Source organism: Sorangium sp. So ce1153 (genome assembly GCF_051521595.1).
Classification (GTDB): domain Bacteria; phylum Myxococcota_A; class Polyangia; order Polyangiales; family Polyangiaceae; genus Sorangium.
Window position 1 is genome coordinate 14,463,965 of the sequence record NZ_CP150361.1, and the last position, 21,423, is coordinate 14,485,387.

Here is a 21,423-nt window from a genome sequence, read left to right on the forward strand (position 1 = left end):
TCCGCCCAGCGCTGGCGGCCGGCGCGGGGCGTTGGCCGTCGTCCGCGCCGCGCCGGCCATCGGCGCGGCGCGGACGACGGGCCCCCACTTTTCGCTGCGCTGGATTAGTCTCGTCTGGCCATGCGACCGAGCGCCATCGCCCTGTCCTCGCTGCTCGCCGCCTCCGTCGCCTCGCTCGCCGCCGCCCAGCCCTCGGCGGATCTCCGCGGGTTCCGCGCCTCGATCGACCCCGGGGCCGGCGTCTACCTGGAGCCCGCCGCGACCCCGGACACCGGCGAGTGGAGCGCGAGCCTCTGGGCCTCGTACGCCTATCGCCCCATCGTGCTCCGCGATCCGGGGTCGGCCGCGGTCCACTTCGACGTCATCCGCCACCAGGTCAGCGCCGATCTCGCGGCGGGCGTCGGCATCGCGCGGCGCCTCCTCGTGGGGCTCACGCTGCCCGTCGTCGCGTACCAGACCGGCGACGAGCCGACGTCCGACGCCACGCGGGTGCTCGGCGAGACGTGGGTCCCGGCGCAGGCGATCGGCGACCTCGGCCTCGTCGGCAAGCTGACGCTGCTGCAGCCCACCGGCGGCGATCTCGGCGGGCTCGCGCTCGCGCTGCACAACCGCTTCACGCTGCCCACGGGCGACGAGGCGTCGTTCGTGGGCGAGGGGAGCGTCACGAACGAGCTCAGGCTCCTCGCCGAGTACCGGCTGATCGCGTTCGGCGCGCACCTCGCGGCCGGGCTCAAGCTCCGCGGCAGCCAGGCCCGCTTCGCGTGCCAGGCGACCCCGATCGATCCTCGCGGCGTCGACCCGTGCCCCACGGTGTTCGGCCACGAGCTCCCCTTCGGCCTCGGCCTCTCGTTCCGGCCGCAGATCCTGGGCATCGACCCGGAGGGGCGCGCGACGTTCTTCCTGGAGGCGCACGGCCACCTGCCGCTCGCCCCCGTCGCGCCGTTCGAGCGCCAGGAGATGGCCGCGCTGGAGCTCGGCCTCGCGGCGCGCTACGCGCTCGGCGACGTGTCGCTCCTCGGCGGCGTGGGCACCGCGCTGATCGGCGGCGTCGGCACCACGCCGCTGCGCGCCGTCCTCTCGGTCGCCTGGTCCCCGCGCGTCCACGACGTCGACGGCGACGGCGTCGACGACGAGGCCGACCAGTGCAGCGAGCTCGCGGAGGATCGCGACGGCTTCCAGGACGACGACGGGTGCCCCGAGGGGGACAACGACGAGGACGGCGTCGTCGACGACGAGGACCGCTGCCCCGCGCAGGCGGAGGACGAGGACGGCGTCGCCGACGAGGACGGGTGCCCCGACCCGTGACGGCCGTCGGGGCGGCGCCCCGGCGACCCCGGCGATAGCGGACGCGCCGGCGGACGCGCCGACGAGCCCGCCGCGGCGGTCGCCCGAGCCGGCCGGAACGGCCTTCCGGCGCCGTCGCCGCTACAGCGCGGCGGCGCGCTGCACTAAGCTCCGGGTCTCCGCATGAGCGACGACGGCTACACGAAGCACGGCGCCGGCCGCCACGACGGTCCCGCCAGCACCTCGCCCTATCCCCTGAGCCGGCTCTCCGCGCCGCACGAGCTGGTCGACGTGGCGCGCGAGATCCAGCAGGCCGACGCGCTGCTCGGCGCGGTCACCGGCGGCAAGCTCGCGCAGATCGCCCGGCAGATCCGGGCGCTGCAGGAGCAGGCGCGCCAGGTCCTCGAGGCCGCGCAGCGCGACAGCGAGCTGCACCGGGCGGCGTGCAATTTCAAGAAGCGGCCCGGCCACGTCTACCACCTCTACCGGCGCGGCGACGGCGTCCGCTACCTCTCGATGCTCTCGCCCGAGGAGTGGGGCGGCGCGCCGCCGCACGCGTTCGAGGGCTCGTACCGGCTGGAGCTCGACATGTCGTGGACGCCGGCCGACGAGGCCGCGGCCCACGACGCCGAGGCCGGCGCGCTCGCGCGGCTCCTCGGCCGCGGTGAGTGACGCCGTCGTCGATCGTTCACGCGCACGCGCCCCTCACGCGTCGAGCCGGAGCAGCACCTTCCCGAACGAGGCGTTGCTGGCCACGTAACTGTGCGCTGCGGCTGCCTCGCCGAGCGGGAAGACCCGGTCGACGATCGGCCGCACCGCGCGGCGCGCGAGCCACGGAGAGATGTTCCGCTCGAGCACCTGCGCCGCCGCGATCTTCTCCTCGAGGGGGCGCGAGCGGAGCACGGTGCCGATCAGCTCGACGCGCTTGCGCAGCAGCTCGCGCAGGTCGAGCTCCGCGGCGCCGCCGGCCGTCAGCCCGACCAGCGCGATGCGGGCCCGCGCCGCGCACGCCTTGAGGTCCTCGTTGACGTACGCGCCGCCGACGAGATCGAGCACCGCGTCGACCCCGGCGCCGCGCGTCGCCTTCAGCACCTCGTCCGCGAACTTCCCGCCCGACGCCACGATGCCGGCGTCGAGCCCGAGCTCCCGGCAGCGGTCCAGCTTGTCCTGCGTGCGCGACGTCCCGGCGACGAAGCACCCGAGCGCGCGCGCGATCTGGAGGCCGGCCGTCCCGACGCCGCTGCCGACCGCGTGGACGAGCACGCGCTCGCCGGGGGCGAGCCGGGCGCGCGTCACGAGCGCGTCGTAGGCGGTCACGAACGCCTCCGGGACCGCCCCCGCCTCCTCGTCGGAGAGCCCTTCCGGCACCGGCGCGACCTCGCGCTCGTGGGCGACGATCCGCTCGGCGTAGGCGCCGCCCGGCACCAGGCCGAAGACGCGATCGCCCGGCGCGAAGCGGCGCGCGCCCTTCCCCGCGGCCTCGATCACGCCCGCGTACTCGAGCCCCGGCACGTCCGGCGGCGCGCCCGGCGGCGCGGGGTACATGCCGAGCCGCTGCAGCAGATCGGCGCGGTTCACCCCGGCGAAGCGGACGGCCACGCGCACGTGCCCCTCGGGCACGTCGGGCGCTTCCACCTCGCGCACCTCGAGGACCTCAGGACCGCCTGGCTCGCGAATGACGACTGCTCGCATCGTTGGCTCCCTACCGGAGCGTGCCGCTCACTCTTCCATGGGCGGCGGCAGGACGCTCTTCCGGTAGAAATACTCCACCTTCTCCGAGTCCGGATCGGCGGGCTCGCCCGTGGGCTCCGGCGGCGCGCCGCCGCCGATCGCCGCCTCGATCTGCACCTGCTCGAGCGCGTCCAGCATCGAGGCCGCGCTCGGGAAGCGCTCCTCGCGGTCGAGCGCGAGCGCGCGCATCGTCACGACGTCCAGCGAGTGGGGGACCTCGGGGCGCAGCATGCGCGGGCGGATCGGCTTGACGCGCTGGATCTCCGCGAGCAGGGCCGCCGGCGTCGGCGCCTTGAACGGCAGCTGTCCGGTGAGCATCACGTAGAGCAGCATGCCCACGGAGTAGAGGTCCGCGCGCGCGTCGAGATCGCGGACCCCCTGCGCCTGCTCCGGCGCCATGAACGCAGGGGTGCCGGCCACCGCGTGGCTCCCCGCCGCGCCCGTCGAGACGAGGATCGACGGCCCCGACCCGTTGTTGAACGCCTCGGCGACGCCGAAGTCGAGCACCTTGACGGTGAGCGGGCCGCGATCGCCGCCGACGAGGCAGATGTTGTCCGGCTTGAGATCGCGGTGGAGGATGCCCTCGGCGTGCGTGACGATCAGCGCGCTGAGCACCTGCACGGCCACGTCCAGCACGACGGACATGGGCATGGGGCGCTCTCGCCCGAGCCGCTCGGTGATGGTCTCGCCCTCCAGGCGCTCCATCACGAGGTAGGGCGTCCCGTCCTCGAGCACGCCGAGATCGTACACCTCGACGATGTTCGGGTGGCCGAACCGGCCCGCGACCGCGGCCTCGTTGTGGAAGCGGGCGATCGCCGTCTTGCTCTGCGCGTACTGGGCGCGGAGCGTCTTGATCGCGACCCGGCGCCGCAGGCCGATGTGGATGGCGTCGTAGACCATCCCCATGCCGCCCTTCGCGATGACGCCGAGGATGCGGTAGCGGTCGTGCAGGAGCCGGCCGACGAGGGGCGCCTCCTTCGTCGGCCGCGGCTGATCGGGATCGATATCGGGCGGCAGCGGGCCGTCCACCGGCCACACCGACTCGCCCCTGCTCGTCGGCGGCACCCGCGTCGAGGAGGGCGGGGCGACGCTGGGCGTGAGCGCCGTGCCGTGCACCGGGCACCTTTCGGTGTCCGACGGGTGCGGCAACCCGCACGCCTGGCATCGGATAAAGTGCTGCGGCGGCATCGGGGACCCGGTCAGAGTACGGGTACATCCGCCCATGCAGCAAGCTCGTTCAGGGACCCAGCGTCCCGGCCGGGGGCACACGCCCACAGCGTGCGGTCGGGTAGCCAACGGATGTCAACTTCAGCAGCTGGGTTGGATCGGCTCGCGGCTTACGGTAGGCTGAGCTCAACGTGCCGCAGCCAGTCCGGAAGAGCAGACCGACGAGCTCGGGCGGTGTCGCGAGCGCGGCAGGTCCCGGAGTTTGCAAAAAAATTGACAAGAAACGTCAAGGAACGTGAGCCAGACGTAGGCCGGACGTAAGCGAGACGTGGGTCAGAACGTAAGCGAGACGTAGGTCAGAACGTAAGTCGAACGAAGGCAGGCGCGCGACGGGATCGGGGTACGCTTTCCCCGACTGCCAGCAGTGGGGGCCAGCGGGATGGGAAGGGGAAAGAGACAGAGGCCATGAGCACGGCGGAGAAGCTTTCGGACGGTGCCTCGTCGGCCAGCGGTGAGTCCGATCCGCTGCTGGGAAAGGTCTTGAATCAGAAGTTCAAGATCCACTCCCTCCTCGCGACGGGCGGCATGGGGGTCATCTACCGCGGAGAGCAGATCGCGCTCGAGCGCCAGGTCGCCATCAAGGTTCTGACCCCCACCAACTCCTCGAATCAGATCGACCCCAACTTTCATAAGCGCTTCTTCCTCGAGGCGAGCATCCTCGCCAGGCTCCAGCACCCGAACATCGTCACGGTCTTCGATTACGGCCGAGTCGAGAACATGGAGCCCGAGCGGTACTTCATGGCGATGGAGTTCCTCGAGGGCGAGACGCTCTTCCGGCGGCTGCGCAAGGCCGGCCGCCTGTCGGCGCCCGACGCGATGGGCGTCGCCCGGCAGATCGCGCGCGGGCTGCGCGAGGCGCACAAGCACGGCGTCGTGCACCGCGATCTGAAGCCGTCGAACGTCATGCTCGTCCCCGGCGAGGACACCGGCGAGCTCGTCAAGATCCTCGACTTCGGTCTCGTCAAGGTGCTCGCGGACGACTCGGAGGAGCTCACGCAGCAGGGCTCGTTCCTCGGCTCCCCGCGCTTCATGTCGCCGGAGCAGATCTCCCACGGCAAGGTCGATCTCCGGACCGACGTCTACTCGCTGGGCGTGATCGTCTATCAGATGCTCTGCGGGAAGGTCCCGTTCGAGGCGCAGAACTCGGTCCAGATCCTGATCGCCCACCTGCAGCAGCCCGTCCCGCGGATGCGCGAGCGCAACCCGGAGGCCGACGTGCCCGAGCCGCTCGAGGCGTTCGTGCTGCGCTGCCTGTCGAAGGAGCCGGACGGCCGTCCGGCCAACATGGAGGCCTTCATCCGCGGCCTCGGCGAGTGCGCGCAGGCGATGGGCCTGTCCCCGGCGTTCGGCTCGACGGGCCTCGTGACCATGGACTCCGGCGGCACCGGCCGGATGCCGACGCCGATGCCGCCCGTGCGCGTGATGACGGCGATCCCCGCGAGCCCCTCGCCCCCGTCGTCGGCGTCCGGCGCGGCCTCGCAGGTGGACGACGCGTCGCTCGGCGCCGCCTCGCGCCCGGCCGACGCGGCGCCGCAGGGCCGCAAGGGCATCGTGCTCGTCGCGGCCGGGGTCCTCGCTGTTGCGGGCATCGGGATCGCGATGTCGCAGATGCGCCCGAGCGAGCCGGCGCCGACCGCCGCCCCGGCGCCGGACAAGCCGCAGGTCGCCCCGGCGCCCGCGGACGTCGGGTCGTTCGTGCTGATGGTCGAGTCCATGCCGTCCGGCGCCGAGGTCCTGGAAGACGGCAAGCCCCTCGGCAACACGCCGCTCCAGCTCTCGATCACGAACAGCTCGGTGCGCGCGAACCCGCGCCGGCTGACCGTGCGGCACGAGGGGTACGAGCCGTACTCGATCGTCCAGGGCCCCTCGGACCAGTCGGTGCGTCTGGTGGCCACGCTCACGAAGCAGGCGGCGGCCGCACCGACGAGCACGCCGGCTGCGCCGACGGCGACCCCGGCGGCCCCGGCGGCTCCGGCGGCTCGGCCCTATTACGGGCGGCCGACCTCGAGGCCGACGCCCCCCGCCGACTCGCCGCCGCCCTCTCCCCCTCCCGCCCGGCCGCTGGATATCCAGATCGAACGATGATCCTCCAGCGCCCCGCACCTCTCCTCGCCGCGCTCCCGTCTGTCCACGCCGCGCGCCCGCTCTGGGCGGATGTCCCGGCCGACGCGGTGGCGCCTTGTTCCTGGCTCGCCCCCGCGGACGGCCGCCTGCGAGGCGCCAACGTGGCCGATGTGGCCGATGTGCCCGATGTGGCCGATGTGCCGCGCTCTGCGGAACGCGCGCACGCTCACCATCCCGCGCGGCGCCAGGCCCAGGCCGCGCAGCGTATGGGCGACCGGGGCGCGAACATCGACAGCGTCGCCGATCGAAGATCCCGGTATTCATCTGTTCCCGCCGGCAGTAGACTCCAGGCTCTGCCTCCCGCAGACGCGCTTCCCAGGCCGATTCCAAGCGGGATCCGTTGCTGAGGAGCAAGGAAATGAACCCGCTCGTCCCCGACTTCATCATCCAGCAAGACGCTCTCGGCAACACCGAGGGCAGCTTCACGGGGGCGGTGCTGATGATCGACATCCCCGGCTTCACCGAGCTCACGGAGAAGCTGATGCAGCACGGGCGCGCGGGCGCGGAGACGCTCGCGGGCACGCTCCGGTACTACTTCGACCCGCTCATCGCCGCGGTCCACCACGCCGGAGGCTTCATCACGAACTTCGCGGGCGACGCGTTCACGGCGCTGTTCCAGGACACGCCGGACCGCAAGGTCGCCGAGTACGTGCTCGGCGCGGCGCTGTCGATGCGCGACCTGTTCGCGGAGCACCCCGAGCGCGACACGCCGTTCGGCAGCTTCCCGTTCTCGTTCCGGATGGGGCTCGCGTGGGGCTCGGTCGAGTGGGGCATCGTCCGCATCTCCCCGGAGCGCGCGTACTACCACTTCCACGGGCAGGCGCTCGCCGCGTGCGTCGCGATCGAGCGGCAAGCGCAGAAGGGGGACATCCTCCTCGACCGCGCGCTCTGCGATCGCATCCCGCCCGCGAGCGCGAAGTACCACGGCGAGGGCGTCTACAAGCTCGGCGACGTGCCGGCGCCCAGGATGCCGCAGGTCCCGCGCAATCCGCCGCGCGGCGAGGGCACCGCGTTCGTGGCGAGGGGCGTCGCCGACATGCCGCCGGAGGGCGAGTTCCGCAACGTCACGAGCGTCTTCCTCTCGTTCGAGCAGATCCCGAGCTTCGCGGAGCTCACGCGCCTGCTGCACGAGCTCTCGGAGCTCTACGGCGGCACGTTCACGGGCATCGACGCGGGCGATCTCGGCATCGCCGCGCTGATCCACTTCGGCGCGCCGATCACGCACGAGAACGACAACGATCGCGCGCTCGACTTCGCGCTGGAGCTGAAGAAGCGCGGCCTCCGGCAGATGCGCCTCCGCGCGGGCATCACGCGCGACGTCCGCTACGCCGGCTTCAACGGCGGCACCGAGCGGCACGAGTTCGCGTGCATCGGCCGCGCGACGAACCTCGCCGCGCGCCTCGTCGCGAAGGCCCCGTGGTCGGCGATCTGGGCCGACGAGCAGGTCTTCCGCGCCGGCGAGACGAGCTACCAGTGGACGACGGAGAACATCTTCCGGTTCAAGGGCTTCGACCTGCCCATCCTCGTCTACTCGCTGGAGCGCCGCCGCATCTCGGTCCAGAAGGAGTTCTACGACCTCGGCCTCATCGGCCGCGAGGCGGAGATCGAGTTGCTCGCGCGCTACGTCGGGCCGATCTTCGAGGGCAAGCCGGCCGGGATCATCTACATCGACGGCGAGCCGGGGCTCGGCAAGAGCTACCTCGTGCAGCGCTTCCGCCACCGGTGCGAGGAGCACCAGGCCGACCGTCCCTTCCTGTGGATCGACGCGCGCTGTGATCAGACGCTCCAGAGCTCGCTCAACGCGTTCGAGTTCGCGCTGAAGGAGTACTTCTGGGAGTCCTCCGCGCTCGGCAAGGAAGAGAAGCTCACGAACTTCGACGACGCGTTCGAGTACCTCCTCGAGCGGCTGCCCGAGAGCCAGGGCGCGCTGAAGCGCGAGCTCGACCGCGCGCGCTCGGTGTTCGCCGCGCTCATCGGCATCCGCTGGGAGGACTCGCCGTACGAGCGGCTGCACCCGAAGCTCCGGTACACGAGCACGCTCTCGGCGCTCAGCTTCGTGTTCCTCGCCGAGGCGTCGCTCCAGCCGGTGATCCTCCACCTCGAGGACGCGCACTGGGCCGACGAGGACTCGCTCGAGGCGGTGCGCGTCATCGCGCGCGCGTGCAGGGGGCTGCCCATCGCCATCATCTGCACGACGCGGCGCAAGGACGACGGCACCCCGGTGCGCATCCCGCTCGACCCGGGCATCTCCGAGAAGGTGATCGAGCTGAAGCCGCTGCCGCGCGAGCAGCTCCTCGCCCTCGCGGTCCCGTTCTTCGGCGGGCCGATGCCGGACATGCTCGCGACGCTCCTCTGCGAGACGGCGGGCGGCAACCCGTTCTTCGCGCAGGAGATCCTCGCCTACTGGCTCGAGGACGGGCGCTACGGCTCGAGCTCGAGCTCCATCTCGATCTCGAACACGTTCATGCCGCCGAAGAACGTGAACAGCCTGCTGATCTCGCGGCTCGACCGGCTCGACGCGAAGGTGAAGCAGACGATCGTCGCCGCGGCCGTCCTCGGTCGCGAGTTCGACCTGCGCGTGCTCGCGCTGATGCTCCCCGACGCCTCCGTCCTCGAGGAGCACGTGCGCATCGGCGAGGCGCAGTGCATCTGGTCGCAGATGACGGAGCGGCGCTTCCAGTTCAGCAACGCGCTGCTCCGCAACGCGGCCTACGAGATGCAGTCCCGCGCGCGCCTGCAGGAGCTCCACCGCCTCGCCGCCGAGGCGATCGAGAGCCTGTACGGCGACGACCTCGAGGACCAGCTCGTGGCGCTCGGCCGTCACTGGCGGCGCGCGGGCAAGGTCGATCACGCGCGCCGCTACTTCCTCGCGGGCGCGCGCAAGGCGGCCGCGCGCTACGCGCACGAGGAGGCGACGCGGCTCTACCGCGTCTACTTCAAGCTCTCGCCGGAGCCCACGCCCGAGAGCGTGATCGTGCGTTACGAGTTCGCGCGCGACGTCCTCGAGGCGAGGAACCGGTACCAGGAGGCGCGGCAGGAGCACATCCGCGTGCTCACGGACGCGCAGAAGCTGGGCGATCGCGCGTCCGAGGCGCTCGGCTTCCTCGGCCTCGGCCGCACGCACTGGGCGATGCAGCAGCCCGACGACGCGCGCACGTACTGGGAAGAGGGGCTGCGCGCCGCGCGTGAGGCGGGCAACCTTCCGACCGAGGGGCTCACGCTGGCGAGCCTCGGGATGGCCTACGCCGTGCAGGGCCGTTACGATACCGCGCGAACGCTCTACCACCGCGCGATCGCGATCGAGCGGCAGATCGGCAACCGGCGCGAGGAGGCGAGGCTCCTCGCGGAGTTCGCGAAGCTGCACCGGCTGAGCGGCCATCTCGGCGAGGCGGAGGCTCTGCAGGAGCAGGCCGCCGCGATCGAGCGTGAGCTGGGCGCCTCCTGAGCCGGCGCGGGGGGCCGGAGCGCCCCCCGCACGCCGCGATGTGAACGTCATCGTCGTCGCGATCGTCGCTGCCGCATACCTGCCCGGCGGCAGAATCGCTATGCTCGGCTCGCCCGGGGGGCGGCGCTAGCGCGCCTCGGACCCCGGAGCAGCGCGGATTTCGCCACATCGTCCGAGAGGTCGCTCAAGAGCATGACACAGCAGGAAGCAGGGGACGTTGCGGAGCCGGTGCGCCAGGAGCAGCTCGGGACGGCGAAGCGGCTCAAGCTGGTCCAGGCGCTCCTGGCCGCTGGCGTTTCGGGGACGCTGGTCGTCACCTTCGACATCTCTCTCGCCGCGCTCGTGTTCACGCACGACTTCGCGGATCGCCTGTCGAAGGGCATCGGCATCTTCCTGATCAGCTCCGTGATCGTCGGCGTGATCGTCGCCCTCCTCAGCTCGTTCCGGCCCGTCATCGCCGCGCCGCAGGAGGACGCCGCCGTCATTTTCGCCTCGATGGCCACGGCGATCGCGGTCGGCGTCCACAAGATCGACCCGAACGCGGACGCGTTTCCGACGGTGATCGTCGCGATCGCGCTCACGTCGGTGGTCGCCGGCGGCTTCTTCCTGCTGCTCGGGCTGCTCCGCCTCGGCGTCCTCGTCCGCTTCATCCCCTATCCCGTGGCGGGCGGCTTCCTCGCGGGCGCTGGCTGGCTGCTGGTCAAGGGGTCCCTGTCGGTCATGTCCAACCAGCCCGTCACGTTGGACACGATGCGCCTGCTCTACACGACGTCGCTGGACAAGTGCCTCACGGGCCTCCTGTTCGGCCTGCTCCTCGTGGCGCTCCTCCGGCGTTACACGAACCTCCTGCTCCTGCCGATCCTGCTCCTCGGGTCGACGATCGTCTTCTATTTCATCCTCTACATCTCCAACTCCAGCGTCGCACAGGCGTTCTCGGACGGGTGGCTGCTCGGGCCGTTCCCGCGCGAAGGGCTCTGGCCCCCCGTCATGGCGTCGGATCTCCAGAAGGTGAACTGGAGCGTCCTGCTCAGCGAGGGCGGCGGCAACATGGTGGCCGTCACGGTCATGGCGGCCATCACCGTGCTCCTCAGCGCGTCCGGCGTGGAGCTCGCCACCGAGCAGGAGATCGACCTCGATCGGGAGCTGCGGGCCACCGGGGTCGCCAACATCATCGGCAGCATCTTCGGGGGCGTCGTCGGGTACATGTCGATGCCCGAGTCGTCGATGAACTTCAAGACCGGCGCGAACACCCGGCTCGCCGGCCTCTTCGCGGCGTCGATCAGCGCGCTCGTGCTCATCATCGGCGCCGACGCGATCAGCTACTACCCGCGCCCCGTGCTCGGGGGCCTGGTCGCGTACCTGGGCTTCCACTTCCTGATCAACACGCTGTACGAGGGCTACTTCCGGCTGCGCCGGACCGAGTACATGGTCGTGGTGCTCATCCTCCTCGTCGTGGCGGTCTCGGACTTCCTCCGGGGGGTCGCGGTGGGGCTCGGCGTGTCGCTCATCCTGTTCGCGCTCAGCTACAGCCGCATCGAGGTCATCCGCAACGCCATTTCCGGCCTGCACCTGCGCAGCAACGTGGCCCGCAGCGACGGCGAGGAGATGACGCTGATGGAGCGCGCCAAGCAGTTGTACATCCTCCAGCTCCAGGGCTATGTCTTCTTCGGGACGGCGTACAACCTCCTCACGAGCGCGCAGCAGCGCATCCAGAGCACGGACGGCGAGATTCGGTATCTGCTCCTCGACTTCCGGCACGTGAACGGGCTCGACTCCTCGGCCATCGCCAGCTTCCTCCGGCTCCGGCGGCTCGCGAAGGCGCACGGCGTGAAGCTGATCCTCACCGAGGTCCCGGCGGACATCAGGAACCACCTCGAGCGCGGCGAGGTCGTGATCGAGAACGACGACCTGTGCCGGATCTACCCGGACATCGACCGCGGCCTCGAGGCGTGTGAGAACGAGATCATCCAGGAGGCGCCCCCGAGCATGCTGCCGCCGCCCATGCTCTTCTACGATCTCCAGGACGTCTTCAACGGCAGGCCGGAGATGCTCCGCTTTCTTGGCTACCTGGAGCGCGTCGAGGCCCCCTCGGGGTTCGACCTGTTCCGGCAAGGGGACGTGTCCAAGGACCTTTACCTCATCGAGAGCGGTGAGCTGACAGCATGGCTTGAAATTGACGGGAAGAAGATAAAGCGGCTCCGCACCATGGGACCAGGATCGGTGGTCGGGGAATCTGGTCTCTACATGGGCGAGAAACGTTCGGCGACCGTGACGGCGAGCCGCCAGGCCACGCTCTACCGGCTATCGGAGGACGCGCTGCTGCGGCTCACCGCCGAGGCTCCCGAGCTAGCGGCTGCGTTCCATCACTTCGTGGTTACGTTGCTTGCGCGCAGAATCGTTCACTCGACTGGTCCTGTCAAATCATTGTTCAACTAGAGCGAAGAACGTCCGAGCACGCCGCGTTCCCGCAAGATGCCTTGAACAAGCAGGAGAAAGGACTGACTGATGCAATACAGACGTAGACCCCTGGTGCTGGTTTCGATGCTGCTGGGGGTCCTTTCGCTTATGGCTTGCAAGAAGGACCCCGCGCCGGCGGGGCAGGAGTCTGGCACCGCCGCCAAACCAGCCGCGCCCGCCGAAGTAGGCGAGCTGAACCTGCTGATCTTCCCGGACTACATCGACGAGAAGATCATCAAGGACTTCGAGGTTCAGACGAAGGCGCAGGTGCGGCTGACCAGGTATGACTCCACCGAGGAGATGGAGAGCAAGCTGGCCTACGCGGGCGCGGAGAGCCAGTACGACGTCGTGATCATGGCCAGCCAGATCCTCCCCAGGATGGTGCGGCGTGGGCTCGTCAGGCCGCTGGATCACGCGCAGATCCCGAACCTCAAGAACCTGGAGCCGCGCTTCTCCGGGGCCGGGTTCGACGACAACAACAAGCACGGCGTGCCGTACCAGTGGGGCACCGTCGGCATCGTCTACAACAAGAAGAAGCTGCCGAACCTCGAGCCCTCGTGGTCCTCGCTGCTCGATCCCCAGAAGCTGGCGGGGACGTTCGTGCTGCTCGACGAGCAGCGCGACATGCTGGGCTCGGTGCTCAAGTACAAGGGCTTCTCGAGCAACACGACGAACGCGAACGAGATCCGCGAGGCGGGCCGCGTCCTCAAGGAGGTCAAGAAGCAGCCGAAGTGCCTCGGCTTCAAGGGCGGCGTGGGCGCGATGGAGGACGTGAGGGCGGGCTCCGTCGACATGGCGGTCGTCTGGAACGGGGATGCCCAGAAGGCGATCGAGCAGGACAAGGAGCGCCTCGCCTTCGTGATCCCCAAGGAAGGCTCCGTCATCTGGGTCGACGTGATGACGATCGCGGCAAAGGCGCCTCACCCCGAGCTGGCGCACAAGTTCATCAATCACGTGCTCACGCCGGAGGGCGGCGCGCAGCTCTCGATGTACACCAAGTACGCGTCGCCGAACGCCGCCGCGCAGGGCAAGCTGCCCGAGCAGGATCGGACGAACACGCTCATCTACCCGACCAAGGAGGTGTCCGATCGGCTCGAGCACCACCGCGACCTCGGCGAGGCAGCCAAGGTGTTCGACGAGGTGTGGACGGAAGTGAAGTCGCAGTGACGCTCTCCTCGGCGGCCTTCTTCGGCGATCCATGGGAGCGCGACGCGCGACGTCAGGCGCAGGGAAGCACCTGTGCCCACGTGCACTGACACATACTCTCTGTGAAGTTGACTGTCTGACCGCCGCTTCCGGCGGCGTGCGGGCTCTGCCGCGACCGCCGGATCTCGCGTCATTCCCCCGGGGGGGGGAGGCGCTCGGCGCGACGCCGCGCGCGATCCGCACAATCTGGACGCACACATGCCAGATTCCCGCATTGCGTGGCGGAACGATGGTAGGCTCGGCTCTATACCTGGGAGAACCCCCTGATGAGCAGCCTTGTCGATCTTCCATTCGCTGTGCATCCCCGCATCGAGACAGAGCGTCTGATCCTGCGTGAGATCACGGAGTCTGACGCTGAAGCCTTGTTCGCCGTTTGCTCGGACGATGAGTGGCTGCGGCTGTGGGGCGCCCCCGTCCACAGGACGGTCGCCGACACGAGGAAGATGATCGTCAACCTGAAGCGTGCGCATCAGGAGGGCTCGCAGCTGCGCTGGGGCATCAGCGTCCGGGGCGCGGAGCACCACCTGATCGGCGCCGCGGGGTTCTTCCGCTTCCTGCCGTACCACTACCGCGCGGAGATCACCTACGAGCAGGCGCGCACCGCCAGCGGCAAGGGGTACATGACCGAGGCGCTGCGCGCGATCGTGGGGTTCGGGTTCGAGCAGCTCGACCTGCACACGATCGAGGCGGGCATCGACCCCGGGCACGGGCCCTCGCTCAGGGTCGCCGAGCGGCTCGGCTTCAAGCGAGAAGGGTACCTCCGGGAGAACTACTTCTTCCAGGGCAAGTTCTACGACACGATCCTGTGTACGATGTTCAGCCCCAAGCCGGCGCAGCGGCCCTACAACAAGTAACGGGGTTGCTCCGGCTCGCGGGATCGTGAGCTCGTCGGAGGTGGACGGCGCCCGTGGAGGGTGGCCGTGGCGCGGGGCGGAGGGGGGACGGCGCCCGTGGAGGGTGGCCGTGGCGCGGGGCGGAGGGGGGACGGCGCCCGTGGAGGGTGGCCGTGGCGCGGGGCGGGGGATGGGCAGAACTCGCCTGGGACGTCATGCCTCCGGCGTGCACAGCACGCCGGAGGCATGACGTCATTTGGGCTCAGACATCAGCCCATCCCCCACCCCGCGCCACGACCACCCTCCACGGGCGCTTACCGTTTGTGAATGGGAGCGTTGTGGGAGCAGCTGCGCTGGCCTTGTCGGGGCCCGGCCATCGTTGGTTCGTGCCGCGTTGACGAGCGTTGACGAGCGCAGGATCTGACCGCCGGGGCGGCGCCGCTCGGGGGCTGCTGTGCCCGGGCTAACGGGCACGACGCAGGGAGACAAAAAGACGACGCCCCTCCGTGGAACGGGAGGGGCGTCATCGCGCGTCGGGCGGCTGGCGGGACCAGCGCCCGCGTTCCTCAGAGGCTCATGTTGAGCGAGGCGAGGAACGTACGGCCGTTCTGCGGGAACTTGGCGATGGTGTACTGCGCGGCCGTGGGGGCCGTCCAGCGCCAGTCACCGACGTTGTAGACGCCGACGTTGTAGCGGAGACCACCGACATCCACCTGCCCGGAGAGGACGATGTCCCAGATCACGGCCGGCTCGGTCTTGGTCTGAGGAAGCAGGGGGTCCTCCCGGACGTTACGGTCGTACCTCGGCCCCTCGACCGTCAAGCGCGACGCCAGGACGACCGCCTTGCCGAAGAGCGGCACCGCGCCGCGGGCCGACCCCATGTGCTCCGGCGAGTTCGGGACCTTGCGCAGCTGGTTCACGCCGCTGTCCTCCAGGTACTGCGCCTTCGCGTAGGAGTACGAGGCCGAGGCCATCCAGCCCTGGCGCCACTCGCGGCGCAGCTCGACCTCGCCGCCGACGACCAGGATCGGAACGTCGGTGTTCTCGTAGCGCGTCTTGTCGTCGGCCGTCTGAGTTCCCTGCTGGAAGATCAGGTCGGCGAGGTGGTTCACGTACCCGGCGCCGAGCACCGATACCGTCGAGGAGAGCCGGTGCGTGAACTCGATCTCTCCCGACCAGACCTGTTCTGGCTTGAGGTTTTCGGCGACCGTTTTGTAGAGCTCGGTATACCCCTGCTCCAGATTTGTCCCATCTTTATATGCGTACCCGTAGAACATCTCCTGGATTGACGGCGCGCGGAACGCGCGGCCGCCGGTGATCTTCAGGTTTCCCTGCTCGTAGGGCTTGGCGATGATCGCGACCCGAGGGCTCGGCACGATCTCCCCGAACGTCGAGTAGTAGTCGAAGCGAGAGCCTGCGGAGATGCGGAGCCGCTCCGACGGGGTGATGTCGACGAGCGCATACCCGGCGAAGATCTGGTAAGGGCGCTCGTCCTCTCGGTCCAGTCGCGAGAGCTCCGCATTCAGCGCCTCCTGATACTCCTCACTGTTTGGATCTTGATTCGGCAGATGGCTCAGATCCGGCAGCGGCAAGTAGACGAACTTGTCGCAGGAACCATCGAGGCAGATCGTCTCCTGGCCGCGCTGCGTGGCCTGGAAGTGCAGCTGTGCCTCGGCGCCAGCGGTGATCTTCAGCTGCGGGATCGGGCTGAACTCGACCCGCTGCTCCGCCAGCAGCCACATGCCGTTGAACTCTTCCTCATCATAGTACTCCTGCACCGAAAAGACCGTCGGATCGAGCCAGAGCCTGTCGCGGAAGTTGTACACGTTCAAGCTCGCACGGGTGAGCGTCGCCAGCTTGTCCCCGAAGCGCGGCGACAGCGAAGCCTCGATGAACCCACGGGTGTCTCGATAGTACGTCTCATCGACGCCCAGCTGGGTCTTGGCCACGCCGTTCGGGAGCGTCTTCCAGCGGGAGTTCAGGTACGCCTGCACCGACAGCGACTTCAACCAGAGCCGCCCCTGGAACGTGCCCACGTTGAACTGGTCTGTGTCGCGGGCGTACCCGTCGAAGTTGGGGCTCGACGGGTCGTTCCTGTAGTCGCCGAAGTAGTAGTCGCGCCCCAGGCTGCGCGCGGCGCCGACCGACATCCAGACGCCCGAGTCGCGCCCGAGCGGCAGCTGGAACGACCCGCGCCCCCGGATCAGTGAGTTCTCGGCCGTGCCCACGCCGAGGCCCACGCTGGTCGCCGTCGGGCGCCCCTTGGTCACGACGTTGACGACGCCGGAGAAGGCGCCCGTACCGTAGAGCACCGAGCCGGGACCTCGCACGACCTCGATCCGCTCCACGTCCTCCAGGTCGGTCCGGGCCAGGTAGTCGAAGTACGACAGGTTCACCCAGTTGTCGTTCATCGAGTGCCCGTTGAGGAGCGTCAGCATGCGGTTGCCGAAGTCGCCCGGCAGGTTGATCCCGCGGACGCCGCCGAAGGTGTACGCGCCGTCGTACGTCGTGAAGACGCCGCGCGTGCCCCTCAACGCCTCCGCGACCGTGGGATAACCCATCGCGCGCAGCTCCTGCCCGGGGATGATGGTGACCGAGCCGGGGGCGTCCTCGACGGCCTCCGTCGAACGAGACGCGGCCTCGACCTCCTCGAGCTGCCGGAGCGAAATGTCGATCCGGGTCTGCTGGCCCGCGACGACGTCCGCGGCCTGCTCGACCGGGCGGAAGCCGCGCAGCGAGACGCGCACCCGGCGCTTGCCGCTCTGCACGTTGAGGACCGCCGGCGTGAAGCCCATCGGCTTGCCGTCGACCTCCACGAGCGCGTCGCGCTCGTCCGCGTTGACCACGAGGCTGCCGGTGAGCGGGTTCAGGCGGTAGCGCGCCGGCACCGTCGTCCCGGCCGCGACGTTCACGTCCTGCTCCGACGGCTGATAACCCTCCTGCGACAGGTAGAGGCGATGACGGCCAGGAGGCAGCGTGAGGTCACACGGCGCGGTGCACGCCACCGGCCCGCTCGCGTCGTTGACCCTCACCGCCGTGCCCGTCGTCTCACCGACGACACGCACCGTGCCGACGATGCGCTTGAGCTTCACGGCGACGTTCGTCTGCTCGCCGATCTTCGCCTCGACGTTCTCGACCTCCGCCGGCTCGTATCCCTCGAGGTCGACGATGATCTTGTGCTTGCCAGGCTGGAAGCCGAGGAGGCGGGGCGTGTTGCCGCGACCGCCGAGATCGCGACGGTTGATGTACACCGTCGCTCCGGGCGGGTCCGTCGTCACGTTGATGACGGCGACGTTGGGCCGGATACGCGCGAGCGCCTCCTCGATCGCGGGCCTGCGGGCCGCGTTGGGCTCGAGCTCGAGCGCCTGGACGTAGTAGCGGAACGCGTCCGGGTACTCCTGGAGCGCCTCGTACGTTCGGGCGATGTTGAAGATGACGTTCCGGTTCGGGACGAGCCGGTTCGACACCAGGAAGTGCTCCAGGGCGCCCCGGTAGTCGCGCGCCGAATAACGCTCCGTGGCAATCCTGAAGTGAAGATCGGCCTCATCGGCCAGATCGTCCGCCCAGGCAGGCCGACCGGAGAATGTGAGGAGTGAAACGAGTATGAGTAGGAGTGCGGAACGACGAAAGCTCATCTTTCGATCTCGATTCCCAACGGTCGAAGTGGAGCGGAAGGCGCCGTCCGCCGGGTCCAGCAGTCACGCCGAGACACGGCGAGCTTCGGACGAACAGCCGCATTGCCGGGTCAGCTTACCGTAAGCCGTGGGCCGATCCAACCTGTTCGCACAATCGGCCGATGCCCCTACCTCCACGTGGACGCCGCTGTGTAGGCGCTCTGCGGGGAGCGCATACACCGTGAGCGGGTCCAGGGCGCGCCGCGGCGTGGATCTCCCCGAAACCCTTCGCATCCTCGAGGGCCGAAGAGCGCCGGAGAGCGCCGGAAGGCAAGCGCCCGAGCTCGGGCTTGCGAGCGCGCGCACGTCGGCGCGGGCCCCAGGCAGGTCGCCGAGCGCCGTGGATGAAGCCGCCGCTTCGTCGAACGGTGCGCGGCGTGAGGCGCCGTCATCGTCGCGAGACGGCGTCGCGGGCCGCTCAGCCGAGGCGCGGCGCGGCCCGGCGCGCGGCCTTACAGCCGAGGCGAACGCTCAATCGTGCCTCCAGCGGGTCAGCCGCTCCATCATCATGATGAACACGATGACGCCGAACACGAGGATCGTTGAGATCGCGAACAGGTCGGTCCGCATGCCCCGCACCTGAGAGTGGTAAACGAAGAGCGGGAGCGTGACCGAGCGCGGGCCGGACGTGAAGAAGCTGATCACGAAGTCGTTGAGCGACATCGTGAATGCGAGCATCGCGCCCCCCACGATGGCCGGCCACAGCAGCGGGAGCGTGACCCGCCGGAAGTGGATCCAGGGCGACGCGTAGAGGTCCATCGCGGCCTCGCTCAGCGTCGGTCCGATGGAGATGAGGCGGCTGCGGACGATGAGCGTGACGAACGCGATCTCGAACGTCACGTGGCCGATGATCATCGTCGTCATGCCGAGGTCGAACCAGTCGAGCACCCGGCGGAGCAGGTTGAACGCCAGCACCAGCACCGCCGCAAACGTGATGTCGGGGGCGACCGCCGGGATGTCCACGATCGACTCGAGCATCCGGCTCACGGAGCTCGTCCACGGGAAGCGCATCCCGAGCGCGAGCAGGGTCCCGAGGGTCGTCGAGATGAGCGTGGAGGCGCCGCCGAGCACGAGGGTGTTCACGGCGACCTCGCGGATCTCCCTGGCGCGCCGGCTGGTCTCGGGGTCGGCGAAGAGGTCGACGTACCAGCGCACCGAGAAGCCCGTCCACACGAGGCCGCGCTCCGCGGCGTTGAACGAGTAGAAGGCGACCGCGAGGAGCGGCAGGTAGAGCAGCCCGAAGCCGCCGAACGCGGCGAGGGTCGTCAGCACGCGCCAGGTACCGCGGCCGCCGCTCACAGGATCTCCACGGAGCGCCCGTTCCGGCGGTACAGGGAGACTCCGCCCAGGGTCAGGATGATGAGCAACAGGCTCAGCGCCGCCCCATAAGGGATGTTCCGGCCAGGGCCGAACTGGTGCTGGATCAGGTTGCCTATCAGCCAGTGCTTCGCGCCGCCGAGCATGTCGCTCACGACGAAGACGCTCATCGCGGGGACGAAGGTCAGGATCACCGCCACGCTGAGGCCGGGGAGGGTCTGGGGCAAGATCGCCGCGAAGAACACGCGGAGCCGCGAGGCGTAGAGGTCCTGCGCCGCCTCCACGAGCGACCAGTCGAGCCGGTCGATGCTGGTGTAGAGCGGGACCACCGCGAACGGGAGGGAGGCCGCCACGAGGCCCAGCGTGACCGCGGTCCAGCTCGGATAGATGTCGCGGCCGGGGTCGATCCAGCCGAGCCAGGCGGCGAGCTTCGCGGGGGGGAGCTGCGCCGAGAGGAGCAGCTTCCAGCTGAACGTGCGGATCACGAGGTTCGTGCAGAGCGGGACGATGATGATCGCGAGCCAGAAGAACCGCCGGCGGCGCGAGCCGCGGGCGATGAAGAAGCTCATCGGATACGCGAGCATCACGGAGGCGCTCGTCGCGATCAGCGCGAGGACGATGCTCCGGATGAGGATACGCGCGTTCTCGCCCGACGCGGAGCCGAAGATCCGCTCGAACGACTCGATCGTCAGCTCCCAGATGAGGGCGCCGTCCGCGTCGCGCTTCATGAACGACACGACGAGGAGCGCGAGGCTCGGCAAGAGGAGGAACACCGAGAGCCAGGAGACGCCGCCCGCGATGAGCAGGAAGCCGCGCGCGAGGAGCCTGCGCCGCGTCGTCAGCTGGCCATACCAGACCGTGGGCTCAGTCACTGAGCACCTCGAGCCGCTCGGCGGGCAGCGCGAGCCAGACCGAGGAGCCGGGCTTGAGCCGCGAGCGGGGGCTCAGCTGCACGCGCAGCGGCCCGGGCTCGATGATGAGCTCCACGTGATCGCCGCGATAGAAGCTCTCCCGCACCACGCCGCGCACGCCGTTCTCCGGCGGCTCGTTCTCGCAGAGCTCGATCCACTCGGGGTGGATCGCGAGCGTGCCGAACTCCCACTGCGGCGTGGTCTGGACCCTCAGCGCGCCCACCGTCGTGAAGACGAGCGTGGCGCCGACCCGCTGGGCCGAGATGAGGTTCGCCGCGCCGAAGAACTCGGCGGCGAAGCGGCTCTGCGGCCGCTCGTACACCTCGGCCGTCACGCCCTGCTGCTCGATGCGACCCTTGTTCATGAGCACGATCCGGTCCGAGACGGTCATCGCCTCGTCCTGGTCGTGGGTGACGAGCACGAACGTCTTGCCGAGCGCGCGCTGCAGGCGGCGCAGGTCGAGCTGGACCTCGGCGCGCAGCTTCGCGTCGAGGGCCGACATCGGCTCGTCGAGCAGCAGCACCTCAGGCTCGTTGACGACCGCGCGCGCCAGCGCGACTCTCTGCTTCTGACCGCCCGAGATCTGGTGCGGGTACCGCTCCGCGAGATCATCGAGCTTGAGCATCGAGAGGCTCGATCGCACGCGCTCGCGCACCTCGGGGTCCGGGAACTTGCGCGACCTCAGGCCGAACGCCACGTTCTCGAACACGGTGAGATGCGGGAACAGCGCATAGTTCTGGAACACCGTGTTCACGGGCCTGCGGTTCGCCGGCAGGTGGTCAACCGTCCTGCCCGCGAGCAGGATGCGCCCCCGATCGGAGCGATCCAGCCCCGCGATGATGCGGAGCAGCGTGGTCTTTCCACAGCCGGAAGGCCCGAGGAGCGTGACGAACTCGCCGGCCTCTGCCTTGAACGACACGTCGTTCAGTATCTGTGTCTTGCCGAAGCTCTTGCTTACATTCTCTACAACGAGGCTGCATCCCGGGTTGTGCTCGTCCGCGCTCTCGTTCGGGGGCGCCGTGCTGCGCCGCGCCGACGACGAGAAGAAGTCTCTCAACCTCTGGATCACCCCAGCAAACCCTTTGCGCGTGGCGCTATCGGAACCGCTTCCGAAGCCTCGGAGCGTACTACGCAGACCATGATGCCCTCCCGTTGTCAACTGGGTGCGCGCCGGGCTGACCGGCTGAGCGGCGCGCGCCCGGCCGGGCTCTTTT

The 21,423-nt window shown here is 69.5% G+C and carries 13 protein-coding genes; 7 read left to right on the forward strand and 6 right to left on the reverse strand.

The genetic code is table 11. The annotated features are described in order from the left end of the window. The first annotated feature begins 120 nt into the window (after nucleotides 1-120). Nucleotides 121-1,305, forward strand: coding sequence for a hypothetical protein (locus WME85_RS52740; RefSeq protein ID WP_437833398.1), 1,185 nt, complete (start codon nucleotides 121-123; stop codon nucleotides 1,303-1,305). Nucleotides 1,306-1,467: 162 nt separating this feature from the next. Further along, a complete protein-coding gene (locus WME85_RS52745; RefSeq protein ID WP_437833400.1) occupies nucleotides 1,468-1,956 on the forward strand; it encodes a DUF2452 domain-containing protein in 489 nt (162 codons plus the stop codon). Between the two features lie 33 nt (nucleotides 1,957-1,989). On the opposite strand, the gene WME85_RS52750 is transcribed toward WME85_RS52745, so the two are convergent. Together WME85_RS52750 and WME85_RS52755 are read right to left on the reverse strand one after the other, a co-directional pair. After that, nucleotides 1,990-2,976 carry an NAD(P)H-quinone oxidoreductase gene (locus tag WME85_RS52750; RefSeq protein ID WP_437833403.1) on the reverse strand — a complete coding sequence of 329 codons (987 nt, stop codon included), beginning with the start codon at nucleotides 2,974-2,976 and terminating at the stop codon, nucleotides 1,990-1,992. A 27-nt stretch (nucleotides 2,977-3,003) separates the two neighbouring features. Further along, on the reverse strand, nucleotides 3,004-4,131 hold the full coding sequence (locus WME85_RS52755; RefSeq protein ID WP_437306706.1) for a serine/threonine-protein kinase: 1,128 nt from the start codon (nucleotides 4,129-4,131) through the stop codon (nucleotides 3,004-3,006). Between the two features lie 516 nt (nucleotides 4,132-4,647). Here WME85_RS52755 and WME85_RS52760 point away from each other — a divergent pair. The 5 genes from WME85_RS52760 to WME85_RS52780 all read left to right on the forward strand — a co-directional run bounded on the left by WME85_RS52760 (nucleotide 4,648) and on the right by WME85_RS52780 (nucleotide 14,328). Further along, on the forward strand, nucleotides 4,648-6,327 hold the full coding sequence (locus WME85_RS52760) for a serine/threonine protein kinase (RefSeq protein WP_437833405.1): 1,680 nt from the start codon (nucleotides 4,648-4,650) through the stop codon (nucleotides 6,325-6,327). A gap of 397 nt (nucleotides 6,328-6,724) precedes the next feature. Continuing rightward, nucleotides 6,725-9,811 (forward strand): AAA family ATPase, encoded by a 3,087-nt coding sequence (locus tag WME85_RS52765; protein ID WP_437833407.1) that lies wholly within the window; start codon nucleotides 6,725-6,727, stop codon nucleotides 9,809-9,811. A 192-nt stretch (nucleotides 9,812-10,003) separates the two neighbouring features. Beyond that, entirely contained in the window at nucleotides 10,004-12,247 is a 2,244-nt protein-coding gene (locus tag WME85_RS52770; protein ID WP_437833408.1) for an SLC26A/SulP transporter family protein, read from the forward strand. 129 nt (nucleotides 12,248-12,376) lie between these two features. After that, the gene (locus WME85_RS52775; RefSeq protein WP_437833410.1) at nucleotides 12,377-13,435 is read left to right on the forward strand and encodes a polyamine ABC transporter substrate-binding protein; all 1,059 of its coding nucleotides are present in this window, start codon (nucleotides 12,377-12,379) and stop codon (nucleotides 13,433-13,435) included. A 305-nt stretch (nucleotides 13,436-13,740) separates the two neighbouring features. Next, nucleotides 13,741-14,328, forward strand: a complete 588-nt coding sequence (locus WME85_RS52780) for a GNAT family N-acetyltransferase (RefSeq protein WP_437833413.1) — start codon at nucleotides 13,741-13,743, stop codon at nucleotides 14,326-14,328. A gap of 545 nt (nucleotides 14,329-14,873) precedes the next feature. Here the strand turns inward: WME85_RS52780 and WME85_RS52785 are convergent. The 4 genes from WME85_RS52785 to WME85_RS52800 form a co-directional block, all read right to left on the reverse strand. Beyond that, complete coding sequence (locus WME85_RS52785; RefSeq protein WP_437833415.1) at nucleotides 14,874-17,942, reverse strand: TonB-dependent receptor domain-containing protein; 3,069 nt, start codon at nucleotides 17,940-17,942, stop codon at nucleotides 14,874-14,876. Nucleotides 17,943-18,452: 510 nt separating this feature from the next. Then, the gene (locus WME85_RS52790; protein ID WP_437833417.1) at nucleotides 18,453-19,253 is read right to left on the reverse strand and encodes an ABC transporter permease; all 801 of its coding nucleotides are present in this window, start codon (nucleotides 19,251-19,253) and stop codon (nucleotides 18,453-18,455) included. Nucleotides 19,254-19,276: 23 nt separating this feature from the next. Next, complete coding sequence (locus WME85_RS52795) at nucleotides 19,277-20,170, reverse strand: ABC transporter permease (RefSeq protein ID WP_437833420.1); 894 nt, start codon at nucleotides 20,168-20,170, stop codon at nucleotides 19,277-19,279. Then, nucleotides 20,163-21,278: an ABC transporter ATP-binding protein gene (locus WME85_RS52800; protein ID WP_437833422.1), complete on the reverse strand. Its 1,116-nt coding sequence runs from the start codon at nucleotides 21,276-21,278 to the stop codon at nucleotides 20,163-20,165. The genes WME85_RS52795 and WME85_RS52800 overlap by 8 nt, the downstream gene beginning before the upstream one ends. Between the last annotated feature and the right edge of the window lie 145 nt (nucleotides 21,279-21,423).